Source organism: Curtobacterium sp. VKM Ac-1393 (assembly GCF_015350995.1).
Classification (GTDB): Bacteria; Actinomycetota; Actinomycetes; order Actinomycetales; family Microbacteriaceae; genus Curtobacterium.
The window spans coordinates 196,724-211,781 of sequence record NZ_JADKRW010000004.1; the positions used below are offsets into that span (position 1 = coordinate 196,724).

A 15,058-nucleotide genomic window follows, 5' to 3' on the forward strand; every position below is an offset into this window, starting at 1 on the left:
TCGGCCATCCTACCGTCGGAGCGCAGCGGCTTCGGCGGCGAGAGCGGCGTCGCGCTCGTCCTCTTGCTCGCGCTCCCAGGCGTCCTTCACGAACCGGTACCAGAGGAACACGGCGAACCCGGCGAAGACGACCCACTCGATCGCGTAGAACAGGTTCAGCCAGTCGAACTGGACGTCACGAGACGGCGCGCGGTCGGCGATGGTGCCGAGGTCGGCTGCCTGCGCGGTGGCCCCGTCGGCGACGACGTACCCGAGGTACATCCGGTCGTCGAAGGCCTTCCACGTGTTCACGAAGCGGGCGGGCGCCACTGCGGAGTACTCCGCCTGCTTGTAGGTGTCCTGGTCGGGCGACTCGGCCGGGTAGTACCGGCCCTGCACCGTGAGCGTCTGCCCGTCCGCCAGGTGGTCACCACCGGCGACGGCGGCCGACCGTTGGTCGGACCATCCGATGACGACCGGGAGGCTCGCCCCACCATCCGAGTCCACCAGGTGACCCACGGTCTGGTACGTCCCACCACCGGTGCGGCCGGTCAGGATCGTGGTGTCGCCGGCGACGAACGTGCCGGTGACGGTGACCTTCTGGCCGGCGATGGTCTCGCTCGCCGGCTCTTCGGGGGCGGTGATCGCCTGGAGCGTCTTGCGGGTCTCGGTGGTCGCCGGCAGCGGTTTGCCGTTGGCGATGCTCCGCTCGAGCTGCCACTTGCCCAGCCCCGCGAACACCGCCGCAAGCACGAGCGCCAGCAACAGCAGCGCGATCCACCTCGGTCGTCGGGCAACGGCCCACATCTGTATCAGTACTCCGGATCGCGCTGTCGGACCGGGCGTTCGGGGCGCTCGGTGGGGATCTCGACCGGCGACGTGACGGGTTCGTCGGTCGCCTCCGGTGTCCCATTCTCCTGCTCGTCCCTGCCAGCGGCCTCCACGAGCGCGAACTCCTCCGCGAACTGGCGGTCCCGCTCGGCACGACGGACCGCGGCGGTGGACGCTGCTTCGGCTTCTTCGGCCTCCGCTGCCTCGGCGGCGGCAGCCGCGGCGACCGCACGGCGGCCGCCGAGCCGCCCGCGCAGGCGGGCGAGGCGGGCGGGGCGCACCACGAGGCGGCCGATCCGCTCCGAGTTCACCGCGAGCAGCGGCCCGAGGATGGCCATGACGAGGACGTAGAGGCCCGCGAACGCGGTGATCCGCGCCTCCAGTCCGGCGGCAGCCGACAGCGTCGCGAGGATCAGGGCGAACTCGCCACGGTTCACCAGGATCACGGCGGTGTTGATCCCCTGCTGGACGTTGAAGCCGTTCATGCGCGCGACGATCTGCCCGGCGACGGCGTTGAGCACGACCGTCATGCCGATCGCAGCGAGGACCGGCCAGAGCACCTCGCCGAAGGTCGACAGGTCGAGGCCGAGCCCGAAGTTCACGAAGAAGAACGCGGCGAAGACGTCGCGCATCGGCAGGGCGAGCTGCTCGATGCGGTCGCGGTACCGGGTGGCGCCACAGAGCAGACCGATGACGAAGGCGCCGATGGCGTCGGTCACGCCGAGCAGGTCGCCGATGCCGCCGAACATGACGGCGAGTCCGAAGAACAGCACCGTGAACAGCTCGTCGTCACGCGTCGCGAAGATCTTCGAGACCCACTTGCCGGCGAACCGGGCGAGCGTGAACATCACGATGAGGAAGCCGAACGCGAGCGCGAGCTTGCCGACGACGGCCCAGGCGTTCGTGTCGCCGGACAGCACGACCGAGACGATCGCCAGGTAGATGGCGATGAAGACGTCCTCGATGACCGTGACGCCCAGGATCATCGGTGTCTCGTCGTTCGCGAGTCGTCGCAGCTCGATGAGGAGCTTCGTGACGATCGCGCTCGACGACGTGGCCGTCATGCCGGCGATGATCAGGGCTTCTCGGGTGCCCCAGCCGAGCGAGAACCCGAAGGCGAACCCGACACCCATGTTGATGACGACGTAGGTGCCCCCCGACACCAGGAGTTTTCCGGCGTTGCCGTAGAACTCCTCTTGGTCGAACTCCAAGCCGAGGTTGAACAGCAGCAGGATGAGCCCGAAGGTCGCGATGAGCTCGATCGTGTGCGACTCGACGTTGAGGCCGATCCACGGGGTGTGCGGGCTCGCGATGAGCCCGACGATCATGTAGATCGGGATCGCCGGCAGACCGATGGTCTTGCCGAGCCGCCCGAGGACGTAGGCGATGACGAAGAGCACCCCGATGGTGAGCAGTTCACCGCCCAGGTGCATGCGCTAGCTCTTCCGCGGGGCCTCGGCCGATGCGGCCGCAAGCTCTCCGCTGCGGTAGAAGGAGAAGGCCTTGGCGACCTTCTCGGGGGAACCGGCGACGACGATGGTGTCACCGGGGAAGACGACGAAGTCCGACGAGGGTGCCGGGTTGGCGCTGTCGCCACGGACCACGGCGACCACGGTCAGGCCGATGAAGCCCGAGTCGTGCAGGTCGCCGAGGGGCTTGCCGGCGATCGCGTCATCGTAGTCGACCGAGAACCAGTCGATGGACAGCCCGGGGATCTCGTCGAGCTTGTCGAGGCCCTCGGTGATCCGGGTGCCGCCCAGGAGTTCGGCGAGCGTGCGGGCTTCGTCCTCGCTGAGGCGCAGCGAGACCTTCTCGGACTTGTCCGCGCCGTCGGAGACGTCGGCGAACGAGATGAGGTCGGAGTGGCCCGACCGGTGCGTGATGACCCCGCACTTGCCACCGTCGTCGGTGTAGAAGGTGTGCAACACGCCGACTCCGGGGAGTTTGACGCGATGGACGTCGACCATGATGGCTCCCTTTTCGAGTACGTCCATGCTAACCACCGGAGGGCCCCACGCATTCCGGTCAGTACAGTTCTGTGGATGGGGAACACTCGGATCGTCGTCGGGGTCGTCGGGACGCTGGTCGTCGCGCTGTACGCAACGTTGCTCGCAGTGAACGCGCTCGTGCTCGACCCGCTCGGAGCGGTGCCCGGGCAGTCGCTCGCGCAGATCCACGCCGAGCTCACCCGGCAGGGCTTCTCGGTGCGGACCGACACGGTGATCGTCATCGTGGTCGCCGCAGTCGGTGTGCTGCTCGCCGCCGGACTCTCCGTGCTGCTGCTGATCACCCGCGCCACCGCACACGTGATGGCAACGGTGCTGCTCGCCGTCGTGGCGTTCGGTGCGCCGTCGTCGTTCTGGAGCGGGTTCGCGCTCGGCATGGACGTCGCTGACGCCTACGGGGTCGGCGGCGGCGACCACACCATCTGGGCCGGCGTGCTGTACGTCACGAGTGCGGTCGCGCTGGTCGCGCTGCCGTTCGTGCTCGTCGTCGGTCAGGCGGTGCACGTGCGCCGCGCCGCCCTGCGGGCGCGCGCCGCCTGACGGACGCACCCCGGGCCTCCCGTCCGCCCGTCTGCTGTCGGCCTGTCTGTCTGCCTGTCTGCCTGTCTGTCTGTCTGTCTGTCTGTCTGGAGGCGCGGGTCGGCTCCGCAAGACGCCGGCGTCTCGCCGAGACGCCCCGTCCACCGCGAGACGCCGCCGAATTCGGCGGCGTCTCGCTGACCACGCGGCGTCTCGGCAACACGACGGCGTCTCGTAGAACCCGCAGACGCCGGCGTCTCGGGGACACGACGGCGTCTGCTGCCTCGTTACTCCGGCTCGCTCGTCTTCTCGCCCACGACCTGCTCGTCCGACGCCTTCGCGCCCTCGGCACCGCTGCTGCGGCCACCGCCCACGACGACGTCGTCCTCGTCGAAGCCGAACGCGATGTCCGGTGCCTCGAGCCGCACGCGATCCGCGCTCTCGTCGTCGGGCTGCAGCTGCGACTCGCGTTCCGCGGACACACGCTTGAGGTAGTTCGACACCTCGTGCTCGGTGGTCTCCTGGTCCCAGCCGAGCACGTCCGCCATGAGCTTCGCCGCGACCGGAGCCGCCGACTCACCGCGGTCCCAGGCCTCGATCGAGATGCGGGTTCGGCGGGCGAGGACGTCCTCCAGGTGCAGGGCGCCCTCGTGCGAGGCCGCGTACACGACCTCGGCGGCGATGTAGTCGTCGGCTCCGGGCAGCGGCTCGGCGAGTGTGGGGTCCTGCTCCACCAGCTGCAACACTTCGGTCGCCAGGGTGCCGTAGCGGTTCAGGAGGTGCTCGATGCGGACCTTGTGCACGTTGAAGCTGCGGGCGGTCCGCGCGCGACGGTTCCACGCTGCCGGGTAGCCCTCGGCCCCGAGCAGCGGGATGTCCTCGGTCGTCGACGCCGGGATCTTCCCGTCCATCGCCGCCACCGCCTCGTCGATCGCGTCCTTGCCCATCACGCGGTAGGTCGTCCACTTGCCGCCGGCGACGACCACGAGCCCGGGCACGGTGTGGGCGACGACGTGCTCACGGCTGAGCTTCGAGGTCTGGTCGGACTCACCCGCCAGCAACGGGCGGAGGCCGGCGTAGACGCCCTCGACGTCCTCACGGGTGAGCGGGACGCGGAGCACCTTGTTGACGTGCTCGAGGATGTAGTCGATGTCCGCCGCGGTCGCCGCCGGGTGCGCCTTGTCGAGGTACCAGTCGGTGTCGGTCGTGCCGACGAGCCAGTGCCGGCCCCACGGGATCACGAACAGCACGCTCTTCTCGGTGCGCAGGATCATGCCCATGTTCGACTGGAAGCGGTCGCGCGGGATGACGAGGTGCACACCCTTCGACGCCCGCACCTTGAACTGCCCGCGGGTGCCGATCATCGCCTGGGTGTCGTCCGTCCAGACACCCGTGGCGTTCACGACCTGCTTCGCGCGGATCTCGAACCGCTCACCGGTCTGGATGTCGTGGGCCTGGGCGCCGACCACGCGCTCCCCGACCTTGATGAAGCCCTCGATCCGGACCCGGCTCGCTGCGTGGGCACCGTACGACACCGCCGTGCGCACGAGCGAGGAGACGTAGCGGGCGTCGTCGACCTGCGCGTCGTAGTAGGTCATGCCGCCGACGAAGGCGTCCTTCTTGAGCGACGGCATCGAGCGGAGCACCTGCGTGCGGCTGAGGTGCCGGTGGTGCGGGACCCCGGGCGGGCGCCCGCCGGACCAGCTGAACGCGTCGTACATCGCCATGCCGATGCCGATGTAGAACCGCTCCCACACGCGGTGGTTGAGCGGGTAGAGGAAGCGCACCGGCTTCACCAGGTGCGGGGCGATCCGCTGCAGCAGCAGACCACGCTCGATGAGCGCCTCGCGCACGAGCCCGAAGTTCAGCTGCTCGAGGTAGCGGATGCCACCGTGGACGAGCTTCGACGAACGGCTCGACGTGCCGGAACCCCAGTCGCGAGCCTCGACGATGCCGACGGTCAGTCCTCGGGTGACGGCGTCGAGCGCACTGCCCCCACCGACGATGCCGCCGCCCACGACGAGGACGTCGAGTTCCTTCGTCTTCAGGGTCTCGATCGCCGCCGCGCGTTCGTCGGGGCCGAGCTTGGCCGCGGGGTCGAACCCCGCTCCCGGCACGACGTCGCCAGGACGTCCGGCCGAACTGGTCTGCTTCGTGGTGCTGGACTTCGCCATCGTCGCCTCCGGGTCACGGTCGGCGCCGAAGCGTCATCCGCGTCGGTGCGCGGATGCCACCAGGATCACTGGTGGTACGGCGCCACGACCACTTCTACTCGCTGGAACTCCTTGACGTCGGAGTACCCGGTCGTCGCCATCGAGCGCCGCAGCGCACCGACGAGGTTGGCGCGGCCGTCGAACGTCGGCGTCGGGCCGTTCAGCACGTTCTCGAGCGGGGCGATCGTGCCCACCTCGACCCGTCGGCCGCGAGGCAGCTCCGGGTGGTGCGCCTCGGCACCCCAGTGGAACCCACCACCGGGCGCCTCGGTCGCACGGGCGAGCGCGGTACCGAGCATGACGGCGTCGGCACCGACCGCGATCGCCTTGACGACGTCGCCGGCGGTGTCGAGACCGCCGTCGGCGATGACGTGCACGTAGCGTCCACCCGACTCGTCGAGGTAGTCACGGCGGGCACCGGCGACGTCGGCGACCGCGGTGGCCATCGGCGCGTGGATGCCGAGTGCGGCACGTGTCGTCGACGCAGCACCGCCACCGAAGCCGACGAGGACACCGGCGGCACCGGTGCGCATCAGGTGCAGCGCCGACGTGTAGGTCGAGGCCCCGCCCACGATCACCGGGACGTCGAGCTCGTAGATGAACTTCTTGAGGTTGAGGGGCTCTTCGTTCTGCGACACGTGCTCAGCCGAGACCGTCGTGCCACGGATGACGAACAGGTCGACACCGGCGTCGACGACCGTCTTCGAGAACTCCTGCGTGCGCTGCGGGCTGAGCGAGCCGGCGACCGGCACCCCGGCGGCGCGGATCTCGGCCAGGCGCGCGGTGATCAGCTCCGGCTTGATCGGCTCGGAGTAGATCTCCTGCATGCGCTTCGTGACGTTGCCGTCGGTGAGCGACTTGATCTCGTCGTAGTAGGGAGTCGGGTCCTCGTACCGGGTCCAGAGCCCCTCGAGGTCGAGGACGCCCAGGATGCCGAGCTTGCCCATCTGGATGACCGTGGCCGGCGAGGACACCGAGTCCATCGGCGCGGAGAGGATCGGCGACGCGAAGGTGAACGCGTCGATCGACCACTGCACGCTGACGTCGCGCGGGTCACGCGTCCGCCTGGAGGGGACCACCGCGATGTCGTCGAACGCGTACGCCCGACGTCCGCGCTTGCCTGCACCGATCTCGACTTCACTCACCCGGCAAGCCTACCGGGCGGGTCCGGGGGCGTGCACGGACCGGACGGTGCGGGCGCGGGCGCGGGCACGGGCACGGGTGCGGGCACGGGTGCGGGTGCGGGCGGCGGGCACGGGTGCGGGTGCGGGCGGCGGCTGGCGGCTGGCGGCCTCGCACCGTGCGAGGTGTGCAGCGCATGGTGCGAGGTTCCGTCTTCCGTGCGAGATCGCGAGGGTCGCACGACGACCAGAACCTCGCACCACTCGGGCGTCAGCGCGCGATCAACGCGGGCGGCGCGGGGTCCGGCGGCGCTTGCGGAGCACCCGCAGCACGAGGCCGAGCAGGAGCGCGAGCACCACGAGCACGACGAGCAGCGCAGCCGCGACCTTCACGAGCAGCGCCGCACCGACGAACAGCGCGATGAAGACCACCCACACCAGGGCGTCCATCGCGCCCGCTGACAGTCTCCGCACCTGCGGAACGATACCGACCCGGCGGACGCGGGGCGGGCCTCCCGTCCGGGCACAACGCGACCGGAGGCACGTCGGAAGACGCCGTCGTCTGCGCAGGACGCCGCCACGCCCGCAAAACGCCGCCGGTTTCGGAGGCGTCTCGACGGCAGTGAGGCGTCGACGGAAGACGACGGCGTCTTGCGACCCGTCGACCCGCCGCGCGCCAGCCCCTCACCACCACGTGCAGGAGCGGGGCCGTGCGGCGCGAAGCGACCACGCACGGCCCCACCCGTCGCGGATACCACCCCCACAGCGGTACCCGCAGTCGACACGGTGCGCTAGCGCCCCGCGTCGACGTCCTTGGCGAGCGTCCCGAGGTACAGCTCGATGACCTTCGGGTCGTCCGCGAGTTCCTTCCCCGTGCCCGAGTACGCGTTCCTCCCCTGGTCGAGCACGTACCCACGATCGCAGATCTGCAGACAGCGTCGCGCGTTCTGCTCCACCATGACGATCGACACACCGGCCTTGTTGATCCGGCGGGTCCGCAGGAACGTCTCGTCCTGGCGCACCGGCGACAGTCCGGCGCTCGGCTCGTCGAGCAGCAGCACCTTCGGGTCCATCATCAGCGCACGGGCCATCGCCACCGACTGCCGCTCACCGCCGGACAGCGATCCGGCCCGCTGTCCGCGCCGCTGCGCGAGCACCGGGAACAGGTCGTAGATGACCTCGAGGCGCTCGGCGAACTTCCGGGGCCGCAGGTACAGCCCCATCTGCAGGTTCTCCTCGATGGACAGCGACGGGAACACGTTGTTCGTCTGCGGGACGAAGCCGACGCCGGCCTGCACGAGCTTGTTCGCCTTGAGGTTCGTGATGTCCTCGCCCTGCAGGGTCACACTGCCCTCGCGGATGGACACGAGACCGAACAGGGCCTTCAGGAGCGTGGACTTGCCCGCACCGTTCGGGCCGATGATGCCGATCAGCTCGCCGGGGTAGCAGTCCAGGTCGCAGCCGTTCAGGATGTTCACCCCCGGCAGGTACCCGGCGACGAGGTTCTTCGCGCTCAGCACCGGCTCGCGTTCCAGCGTGGCGGTGCCCGCCTTCGGCGCTTCCGGACTGGAGGCACTGCTCGCGTTGATGGGGTCGCCTGCGTCCGTCATCGGGTCTTCTCCTCTGCTGCTGCATCCGCCGCGTCTTCTTCCGCGACTTCCTCGGCCAGTTCCTCGAAGGTCTCCTCGGTGAGGAGCGAGTCGTCGCCCAGGTCGGTGTCGTGGTGCGCACCCAGGTACGCGTCGATGACCGCCTGGTCGTCCATCACGGTGTCGGCCGGGCCCTCGGCGACGACCTTGCCCTCGGCCATCACGACCACCCAGTCCGAGATGTGCCGGACCATGTGCATGTCGTGCTCCACGAACAACACGGTCATGCCGTCGTCGCGCAGGGACTGGATGTGCCCGAGCAGCGACTGGGTCAGCGCGGGGTTCACGCCGGCCATCGGCTCGTCGAGCATGATCATCGTCGGGTCGGACATCAGCGCCCTGGCCATCTCGAGGAGCTTCCGCTGGCCGCCCGACAGCGATCCGGCGTAGTCGTCCGCCTTGTCGTCGAGCTTGAAGCGCGCGAGCAGGTCCTCGGCCTTGGCGGTGATCTCGCGCTCGCGCTTCACCCACACCGGCTTGATGAGCGCGGCGAAGAAGTTCTCACCGGGCTGGTCGCGGGCGCCGAGCAGCATGTTCTGCATGACGGTGAGCCGCGACAGCGCCTTCGTCAGCTGGAAGGTGCGGACCATGCCCCGGTTGGCGATGTGGGTCGCGCTCGTCTTCTGCAGGGTGGCGCCGTTGAACTGGGTCTTTGCGCCGGCGCTGGGCTTGTCGAAGCCGGTCAGCAGGTTGAAGAACGTCGTCTTGCCGGCTCCGTTGGGTCCGATCAGGGCCGTGATGGAGCCGCGCTGGACCTCGAGGTGGTCGACGTCCACAGCGGTCATGCCGCCGAAGTGCCGGGTGACGCCGTCGACCGTGAGGATCGGGTCGGCCTTGGTGTAGCCGTAGGTCTCAGACACTGAACGTCAGCTCCTTCTTGTTGCCGAGCAGGCCCTGTGGTCGGAACACGATCAGGAGCATGAGCGCGACGCCGACGAGCACGTACGAGAACTGCTCGGCCTGCTGCTGGTTCATGATCGAGTCTGGGATGAAGTCGCCGGCCAGGGTGCGGATGAAGAGCCGGACGACGAAGAAGAGCACGGCGCCGAGCACCGGACCGAACACCGTCGCGGCACCACCGAGGATGAGCGCCGTCCAGATGAAGAACGTCATCGAGCGGCCCATGGCATCCGGTTGGACGGAACTCGGCAGCACGTAGATGATCCCGGCGAGCGCACCGAGCGCACCACCGAACACGAGCGCCTGCATCTTGTACGAGTAGACGTTCTTGCCGAGGGAGCGGACGGCGTCCTCGTCCTCGCGGATCGCCTTGAGGACACGGCCCCAGGGACTGCGCGTGAGCAGGAAGAGCACGACGGTGAACAGCGCGACGAGGGCCCAGGCCGCGATGCGGATCCACCAGCCGTTGACGCCGTTGTTCGCGTAGGTGAACCAGAGGATCGTCGTGGTGCCGTCCGGCAGCGGACTCAGGGCGGTGAACGGGTCGCGGTAGCTCGACCCGGTGATGCCGTTCGAGCCACCGGTCGTCGTGGTCAGCAGACTCGAGCGGCCGACCATGCGGATGATCTCGGCTCCGGAGATCGTCACGATCGCCAGGTAGTCACCGCGCAGTCGCAACGTCGGGACGCCGAGGATGATCGCGAACACGATCGAGACGAGCAGGGCGACGAGCACCGCCATCACGAACGGCAACCCGTTGGTGATCGAGATCGCGAAGCCGTAGGCACCGAGCAGCAGGAACGCCGCCTGGCCCATGTTCACGAGCCCGGTCAGACCGAAGTGCACGTTGAGTCCGATGGCCGCCAGGGCGAACGCCGCCGTGGTCGGGGCGAGTGCCTCCTGGGTGAGCGAGGACAGCAGGTTGAGGATGTAGTCCATGCGCGTGCTCCCTTAGCCGATCCGCTCGGCGCGGCCGAAGATGCCCTGCGGCCGGAACAGCAGGATGAGGATGAGGATGACGAGGGCGGTGGCGTACTTGAAGTCACCGGGGAGCACGAGGTTCGTGAGCTCGACGACGACGCCGATGATCATCGAGCCGACGAGCGCGCCGTAGGCCGTGCCGAGCCCGCCGAGGGTGACCGAGGCGAACATCAGCAGGAGGAGCTGCAGGCCGGTCTGCCAGTTCACGCCGTTCAGCACCAGACCGAGCATCACGCCGGACAGTCCTGCGAGGCCGGCGGCGAGCGTCCACACGAAGCGGATGACCCGGTCGACGTCGATGCCGGACGCCGCGGCGAGCGCCGGGTTGTCCGACACCGCGCGGGTGGCCCGGCCGAAGCGGGTCTTCGCCAGGAAGAGCCCGGTCGCGATCAGGACGACGAGCGCGATGCCCATCGCCACGTAGGACTGCACCGTGAGCGTGACCCCGGCGAACCGGACCGTCTCCGGGTTGCCCTGCTGGATACGGACGGTCGCGGCACCGAAGAAGTACTGGAACGCGTACTGGGCGGCGATCGACAGGCCGATCGTCACGATCATGAGCTGCGTGAGGCTGATCCGCTTCCGTCGGAGTGGCCGCCAGATCCCGGCGTCCTGCAGGTACCCGGTCGCTGCGCACAAGAGCGTGACGACGATGCCGGTCACCCAGATGTTCCACCCGAGCTGGTTCGCGAACACGTACGCCAGCAGCCCGCCGAGGGTGACCTGCTCGCCGTGCGAGAAGCTCGACAGCCCCGTCGTGCCGTAGATGAGCGAGAGGCCGATCGACGCCAGCGCGATGAGCAGACCGAGGCGGATGCCCGATGCGAACTGCTGCCAGGCCCGCTGCGGGCTGACGCTCGACGAGTCGGTCGAGGTCGTCGCGCCCTTCTGGTCGGACAGCTGGAAGATCTGCCCGACGTTCGCGTTCAGGGTTGCCTGGACCTTGCGCTCCGCGTCCGCCGCGTTCGTCAGGTACTGGCCCTTCGGCAGGGTGTCCTGGTCGACGCTCACGGTGTAGGCACCGGCCTCGTCGACACGGACGGACCAGCGGCCGTCGGCGTTCGTCGTGGCGGTCTCGGCGAAGCCGCCGGGGCCCGCGACGTCGACGTCGACGTCTTGGGCGGGCTTCCGCTCGGAGTCGGTGATCGTGCCCTGGATGCACCCGTTCGTCGGGCTGACGGTGCAGGCCTGGCTGGTCGCCGGCGCCGAGGTGGCGCTGAAGGCCGGCAGGGTGACGGCCCAGTCGATCAGGAAGGTCGCCAGGAACGCGGCGACGAGCACGGCCGCCAGGACCGGTCGTCGCCGGGCCTGGCGGAGGCGGAACAGGCGCGGCTGCGCCCGTCCCGGAGGAGTGATGGATCCCACGGAAGAGCCTCTCGTTCGGATGTCGAGTGACGCTATGGGGATTGTGTGACACCCGTGTTTCCAACTCGTTCCCGCTGTGAGTCGTCGCGCAACCGTGACCTCTGTGGAGGAGGGACCCGATCCGTTCTCCCAGGCGGAACGCGGAATAGCGGGGCGGCCCACGCGCGTTACCATGTCCTATCCGGAACCCGCCGTTGCGTTCTCGGTGTCTCGACCACTTCACTCGCCCACGAAGGGGACCCATGGACCAGCCGGATCCGTTCGGATTCATCGGACTCACGTACGACGACGTCATGCTCCTGCCCGGGCACACCGACGTCATCCCGAGCGAGGCGTCCACCGCGTCCCGGCTCACCAGGCGGATCTCCGTCAACGTCCCGCTGCTCTCCGCAGCGATGGACACCGTCACCGAAGCCCGCATGGCCATCGCCATGGCGCGTCAGGGCGGCATCGGGATCCTGCACCGCAACCTGTCCATCGAGGACCAGGCCGCCTACGTCGACAAGGTCAAGCGCTCCGAGTCGGGCATGATCACCAACCCGGTGACCACCACCCCGGACGCCACCGTGGCCGAGGTCGACGCGATCTGCGGCCAGTTCCGCGTCTCCGGCCTGCCCGTGGTCGAGGCGGACGGCACCCTCGTCGGCATCATCACCAACCGCGACATGCGGTTCGTGGCCACGTTCGAGCAGTCGACGACGTACGTCCGCGACGTCATGACCAAGGCGCCGCTGATCACCGCGATGGAGGGCATCGACCCCGAAGAAGCCATCGCGATCTTCGCGCAGCACAAGATCGAGAAGCTGCCGCTGGTGGACGCCGACGGCAAGCTCCGCGGCCTCATCACCGTCAAGGACTTCGACAAGAGCGAGCAGTACCCGGACGCCACCAAGGACGACGAGGGCCGGCTGCGCGTCGGTGCCGCGATCGGCTTCTTCGGCGACGCCTGGCAGCGTGCCGAGGCCCTGCGTGACGCGGGCGTCGACGTGCTCGTGGTCGACACCGCCAACGGCGAGAGCGAAGGCGTGCTCGACATGGTCCGCCGCCTCAAGGCCGACCCGTCCTTCGCGGACATCGACGTCATCGGCGGCAACGTCGCGACGCGTGCCGGTGCGCAGGCGCTCATCGACGCCGGTGTCGACGCCGTCAAGGTGGGCGTCGGCCCGGGTTCGATCTGCACCACCCGCGTCGTCGCCGGCGTCGGTGTGCCGCAGGTCACCGCCGTGTACGAGGCGTCCCTCGCCGCACGCGAGGCCGGCGTGCCGATCATCGCCGACGGCGGTCTGCAGTACTCGGGCGACATCGCCAAGGCCCTGGTGGCCGGTGCCGACACCGTCATGCTCGGCTCCCTGCTCGCCGGCACGGACGAGTCCCCCGGCGACCTGGTCTTCGTCGGCGGCAAGCAGTTCAAGGCGTACCGCGGGATGGGCTCCCTGGGCGCACTGCAGACCCGCGGCAAGAAGACCTCGTACTCGAAGGACCGCTACTTCCAGGCTGACGTCCCCAACGACGACAAGCTGATCCCCGAGGGCATCGAGGGCCAGGTGCCCTACCGCGGCTCGGTCGGCAACGTCGTCTACCAGCTCACCGGTGGGCTCCGGCAGTCGATGTTCTACGTGGGCGGCCGCACGATCCCCGAGCTCAAGGCCCGCGGCAAGTTCGTCCGCATCACGGCCGCTGGGCTCAAGGAGTCGCACCCGCACGACGTCCAGATGGTCGTCGAGGCGCCGAACTACCGCAGCTGAGCCGGGGTCTGGCGGGCTTCGGTCCTCCAGACGCCGTCGTGTCTTCGAGACGCCGCCGAATTCGGCGGCGTCTCGTCGTTTGCGGGGCGTGGTGCGCTGACGACGGCGTCTTGCCTCTCCTCCACAGCACGCCCTGACCGGGAGGCCCTCCACCGGTCCGGCTCGCGCGTCACCTCGCCGAGTGGCCGCGTTCCATGCTGCGACCATGAGTTCCACCGCGCAGACCGTCCTCGTCCGTGTGCCGTCGCTGCTCGATGACCCGGTGCGCCTGTTCCACGGCGCGGCGGTCGAGCGCCCGGAGTGGGACGCCCTGTCGGCTCTGGAGCGTCGGCGCCTCTTCGTCCGCGCCCGCTACGGTTCGCTCCGCTCCGAGTGCGTGGTCTCCGGGGTCTCCGCCGCCGCGCTCTGGGGGCTTCCCGACTTCGACCCGACCGACTGGCGTCTGCACGTCCTCGACGTCCGCCTCGGCAAGACGCACTCCGGTCGCGGTGTCGTCCGCCACCCCGGCAGGATCACTCCGGACGAGGTCGTGCTCGTCGACGGGATCCCGACCGTCGCACTCGGACGCACGGTGCTCGACCTCGCCCGACGGCAGTCGTTCACCCACGCGGTCGTCGTCCTCGACCACGTGCTCCGAGCGAGGATGATCGAACGAGACGCGCTGTTCACGGCGCTCGAGCAGCTCGGACGGGTCCGCGGCCACCGGCAGGCCGCTGCTGCGATCGCGTTCGCCGACCCGAGATCGGAGTCACCGGGTGAGTCCGTCAGCCGGGTCACCGCCCACGGACTCGGGCTCCCCGCACCTGAACTGCAGCACGAGTTCAGCACGCCGAACGGGCGGTTCCGCACGGACTTCTGGTGGCCGGACGCCGGCGTCATCGGAGAGTTCGACGGCCGCGTGAAGTACGACGACGCCGGTGCGCTCTGGGACGAGAAGCTCCGGGAGGACACGCTCCGACGGTTGCCCGGCGTGCACGGCTTCGCACGCTGGACCATGCGTGAGGCGCGTGACCCGAGGGCGCTGGCGGCGGTGCTCTCGGCTGCTGGCCTCCCGGTGCTGCGCGCGGCGCAGGTCCCTGGCCGGAGATGATCCGCAGCAGCCATGAGACGCCGGCGTGGCCGTTGCACGCCTCGGAGTTCCCGAGACGCCGCCGAATCCGGGGGCGTCTCGCACGCATGGAGGCGTCTGACGAACACGACGGCGTCTTGCCCGCCACCACCACGCACCACCGCCAAGATGACGGCGTCTTGTCCCTCCGCAGCAGCGCGGCAGTAGTGTCGCGGCATGGTCAGCGCCGTCTCCCACACCACGATCGACTGCCACGACGCCTACTCACTGTCGGAGTGGTGGAAGCAAGTCCTCGGCTACGTCGACATCGCCGACGACCCGAACGCCCCCGGGCACGAGGAGTGCATGATCACCGCACCCGACGGCTCGCACCAGGTGCTGTTCATCCAGGTGCCCGAGCCGAAGTCCGTGAAGAATCGGATCCACTTCGACCTGCGCCCCACCGACCGCACCCGTGACGCCGAGGTCGAGCGCCTGCGGGGCATCGGTGCCACCGAGCTCGCCGACCTCCGACGCGACGACGGCGGGTGGGTGGTGTTCGCCGACCCGGAGGGCAACGAGTTCTGCGTCCTGCGTTCCGCGGCTGAACTCGACGACTGACGCGGACGCAAACCGACCGCCGATCCCTGATCCTCCGCACAGGAACGATCACGGCTCGGTAACGAAACACTTTCCGTACC

General features: G+C 69.2%; 14 protein-coding genes. 4 read left to right on the forward strand and 10 right to left on the reverse strand.

The window, feature by feature from the left end:
* Positions 1–9 precede the first annotated feature (9 nt).
* The 3 genes from ITJ59_RS10400 to ITJ59_RS10410 are packed head-to-tail and all read right to left on the reverse strand — an operon-like array spanning position 10 to position 2,804.
* Positions 10–786, reverse strand: a complete 777-nt coding sequence (locus tag ITJ59_RS10400; protein ID WP_194651049.1) for an SURF1 family cytochrome oxidase biogenesis protein — start codon at positions 784–786, stop codon at positions 10–12.
* Positions 787–791: 5 nt separating this feature from the next.
* On the reverse strand, positions 792–2,243 hold the full coding sequence (locus ITJ59_RS10405; RefSeq protein ID WP_194651050.1) for a cation:proton antiporter: 1,452 nt from the start codon (positions 2,241–2,243) through the stop codon (positions 792–794).
* A 3-nt stretch (positions 2,244–2,246) separates the two neighbouring features.
* A complete protein-coding gene (locus ITJ59_RS10410; RefSeq protein ID WP_228511364.1) occupies positions 2,247–2,804 on the reverse strand; it encodes a cation:proton antiporter regulatory subunit in 558 nt (185 codons plus the stop codon).
* Between the two features lie 48 nt (positions 2,805–2,852).
* On the opposite strand from ITJ59_RS10410, the gene ITJ59_RS10415 reads away from it, so the two are divergent.
* Complete coding sequence (locus tag ITJ59_RS10415; RefSeq protein WP_194651051.1) at positions 2,853–3,356, forward strand: hypothetical protein; 504 nt, start codon at positions 2,853–2,855, stop codon at positions 3,354–3,356.
* Between the two features lie 266 nt (positions 3,357–3,622).
* Here ITJ59_RS10415 and ITJ59_RS10420 read toward each other — a convergent pair whose 3' ends face one another.
* The 7 genes from ITJ59_RS10420 to ITJ59_RS10450 all read right to left on the reverse strand — a co-directional run bounded on the left by ITJ59_RS10420 (position 3,623) and on the right by ITJ59_RS10450 (position 11,564).
* The gene (locus ITJ59_RS10420) at positions 3,623–5,509 is read right to left on the reverse strand and encodes a glycerol-3-phosphate dehydrogenase/oxidase (RefSeq protein ID WP_194651052.1); all 1,887 of its coding nucleotides are present in this window, start codon (positions 5,507–5,509) and stop codon (positions 3,623–3,625) included.
* A gap of 65 nt (positions 5,510–5,574) precedes the next feature.
* Positions 5,575–6,693, reverse strand: coding sequence for a GuaB3 family IMP dehydrogenase-related protein (locus ITJ59_RS10425; RefSeq protein WP_123293181.1), 1,119 nt, complete (start codon positions 6,691–6,693; stop codon positions 5,575–5,577).
* 258 nt (positions 6,694–6,951) lie between these two features.
* The gene (locus ITJ59_RS10430) at positions 6,952–7,143 is read right to left on the reverse strand and encodes a hypothetical protein (RefSeq protein WP_194651053.1); all 192 of its coding nucleotides are present in this window, start codon (positions 7,141–7,143) and stop codon (positions 6,952–6,954) included.
* A gap of 317 nt (positions 7,144–7,460) precedes the next feature.
* Entirely contained in the window at positions 7,461–8,279 is an 819-nt protein-coding gene (locus tag ITJ59_RS10435; RefSeq protein ID WP_228511365.1) for an ABC transporter ATP-binding protein, read from the reverse strand.
* Complete coding sequence (locus tag ITJ59_RS10440) at positions 8,276–9,178, reverse strand: ABC transporter ATP-binding protein (RefSeq protein ID WP_194651054.1); 903 nt, start codon at positions 9,176–9,178, stop codon at positions 8,276–8,278. Before ITJ59_RS10440 ends, ITJ59_RS10435 begins: the two co-directional genes overlap by 4 nt.
* Positions 9,171–10,157 (reverse strand): branched-chain amino acid ABC transporter permease, encoded by a 987-nt coding sequence (locus ITJ59_RS10445; RefSeq protein ID WP_194651055.1) that lies wholly within the window; start codon positions 10,155–10,157, stop codon positions 9,171–9,173. The genes ITJ59_RS10440 and ITJ59_RS10445 overlap by 8 nt, the downstream gene beginning before the upstream one ends.
* A gap of 12 nt (positions 10,158–10,169) precedes the next feature.
* Positions 10,170–11,564: a branched-chain amino acid ABC transporter permease gene (locus tag ITJ59_RS10450; protein WP_323749472.1), complete on the reverse strand. Its 1,395-nt coding sequence runs from the start codon at positions 11,562–11,564 to the stop codon at positions 10,170–10,172.
* Positions 11,565–11,806: 242 nt separating this feature from the next.
* Here ITJ59_RS10450 and guaB point away from each other — a divergent pair, with 242 nt between their 5' ends.
* The 3 genes from guaB to ITJ59_RS10465 all read left to right on the forward strand — a co-directional run bounded on the left by guaB (position 11,807) and on the right by ITJ59_RS10465 (position 14,978).
* A complete protein-coding gene (gene guaB / locus ITJ59_RS10455; RefSeq protein WP_194651056.1) occupies positions 11,807–13,309 on the forward strand; it encodes an IMP dehydrogenase in 1,503 nt (500 codons plus the stop codon).
* A 205-nt stretch (positions 13,310–13,514) separates the two neighbouring features.
* Positions 13,515–14,399 carry a hypothetical protein gene (locus ITJ59_RS10460; protein ID WP_194651057.1) on the forward strand — a complete coding sequence of 295 codons (885 nt, stop codon included), beginning with the start codon at positions 13,515–13,517 and terminating at the stop codon, positions 14,397–14,399.
* A gap of 195 nt (positions 14,400–14,594) precedes the next feature.
* A complete protein-coding gene (locus ITJ59_RS10465; RefSeq protein WP_194651058.1) occupies positions 14,595–14,978 on the forward strand; it encodes a VOC family protein in 384 nt (127 codons plus the stop codon).
* The last annotated feature ends 80 nt before the right edge of the window (positions 14,979–15,058 follow it).

Coding starts and splice junctions, on each gene's coding strand:
- ITJ59_RS10460 (WP_194651057.1), top strand. CDS start 13,515: ATGAGTTCCACCGCGCAGACCGTCCTCGTCCGTGTGCCGTCGCTGCTC.
- ITJ59_RS10445 (WP_194651055.1), bottom strand. CDS start 10,157: ATGGACTACATCCTCAACCTGCTGTCCTCGCTCACCCAGGAGGCACTC.
- ITJ59_RS10410 (WP_228511364.1), bottom strand. CDS start 2,804: ATGGACGTACTCGAAAAGGGAGCCATCATGGTCGACGTCCATCGCGTC.
- guaB (WP_194651056.1), top strand. CDS start 11,807: ATGGACCAGCCGGATCCGTTCGGATTCATCGGACTCACGTACGACGAC.
- ITJ59_RS10420 (WP_194651052.1), bottom strand. CDS start 5,509: ATGGCGAAGTCCAGCACCACGAAGCAGACCAGTTCGGCCGGACGTCCT.
- ITJ59_RS10400 (WP_194651049.1), bottom strand. CDS start 786: ATGTGGGCCGTTGCCCGACGACCGAGGTGGATCGCGCTGCTGTTGCTG.
- ITJ59_RS10465 (WP_194651058.1), top strand. CDS start 14,595: ATGGTCAGCGCCGTCTCCCACACCACGATCGACTGCCACGACGCCTAC.
- ITJ59_RS10415 (WP_194651051.1), top strand. CDS start 2,853: ATGGGGAACACTCGGATCGTCGTCGGGGTCGTCGGGACGCTGGTCGTC.
- ITJ59_RS10405 (WP_194651050.1), bottom strand. CDS start 2,243: ATGCACCTGGGCGGTGAACTGCTCACCATCGGGGTGCTCTTCGTCATC.
- ITJ59_RS10435 (WP_228511365.1), bottom strand. CDS start 8,279: ATGACGGACGCAGGCGACCCCATCAACGCGAGCAGTGCCTCCAGTCCG.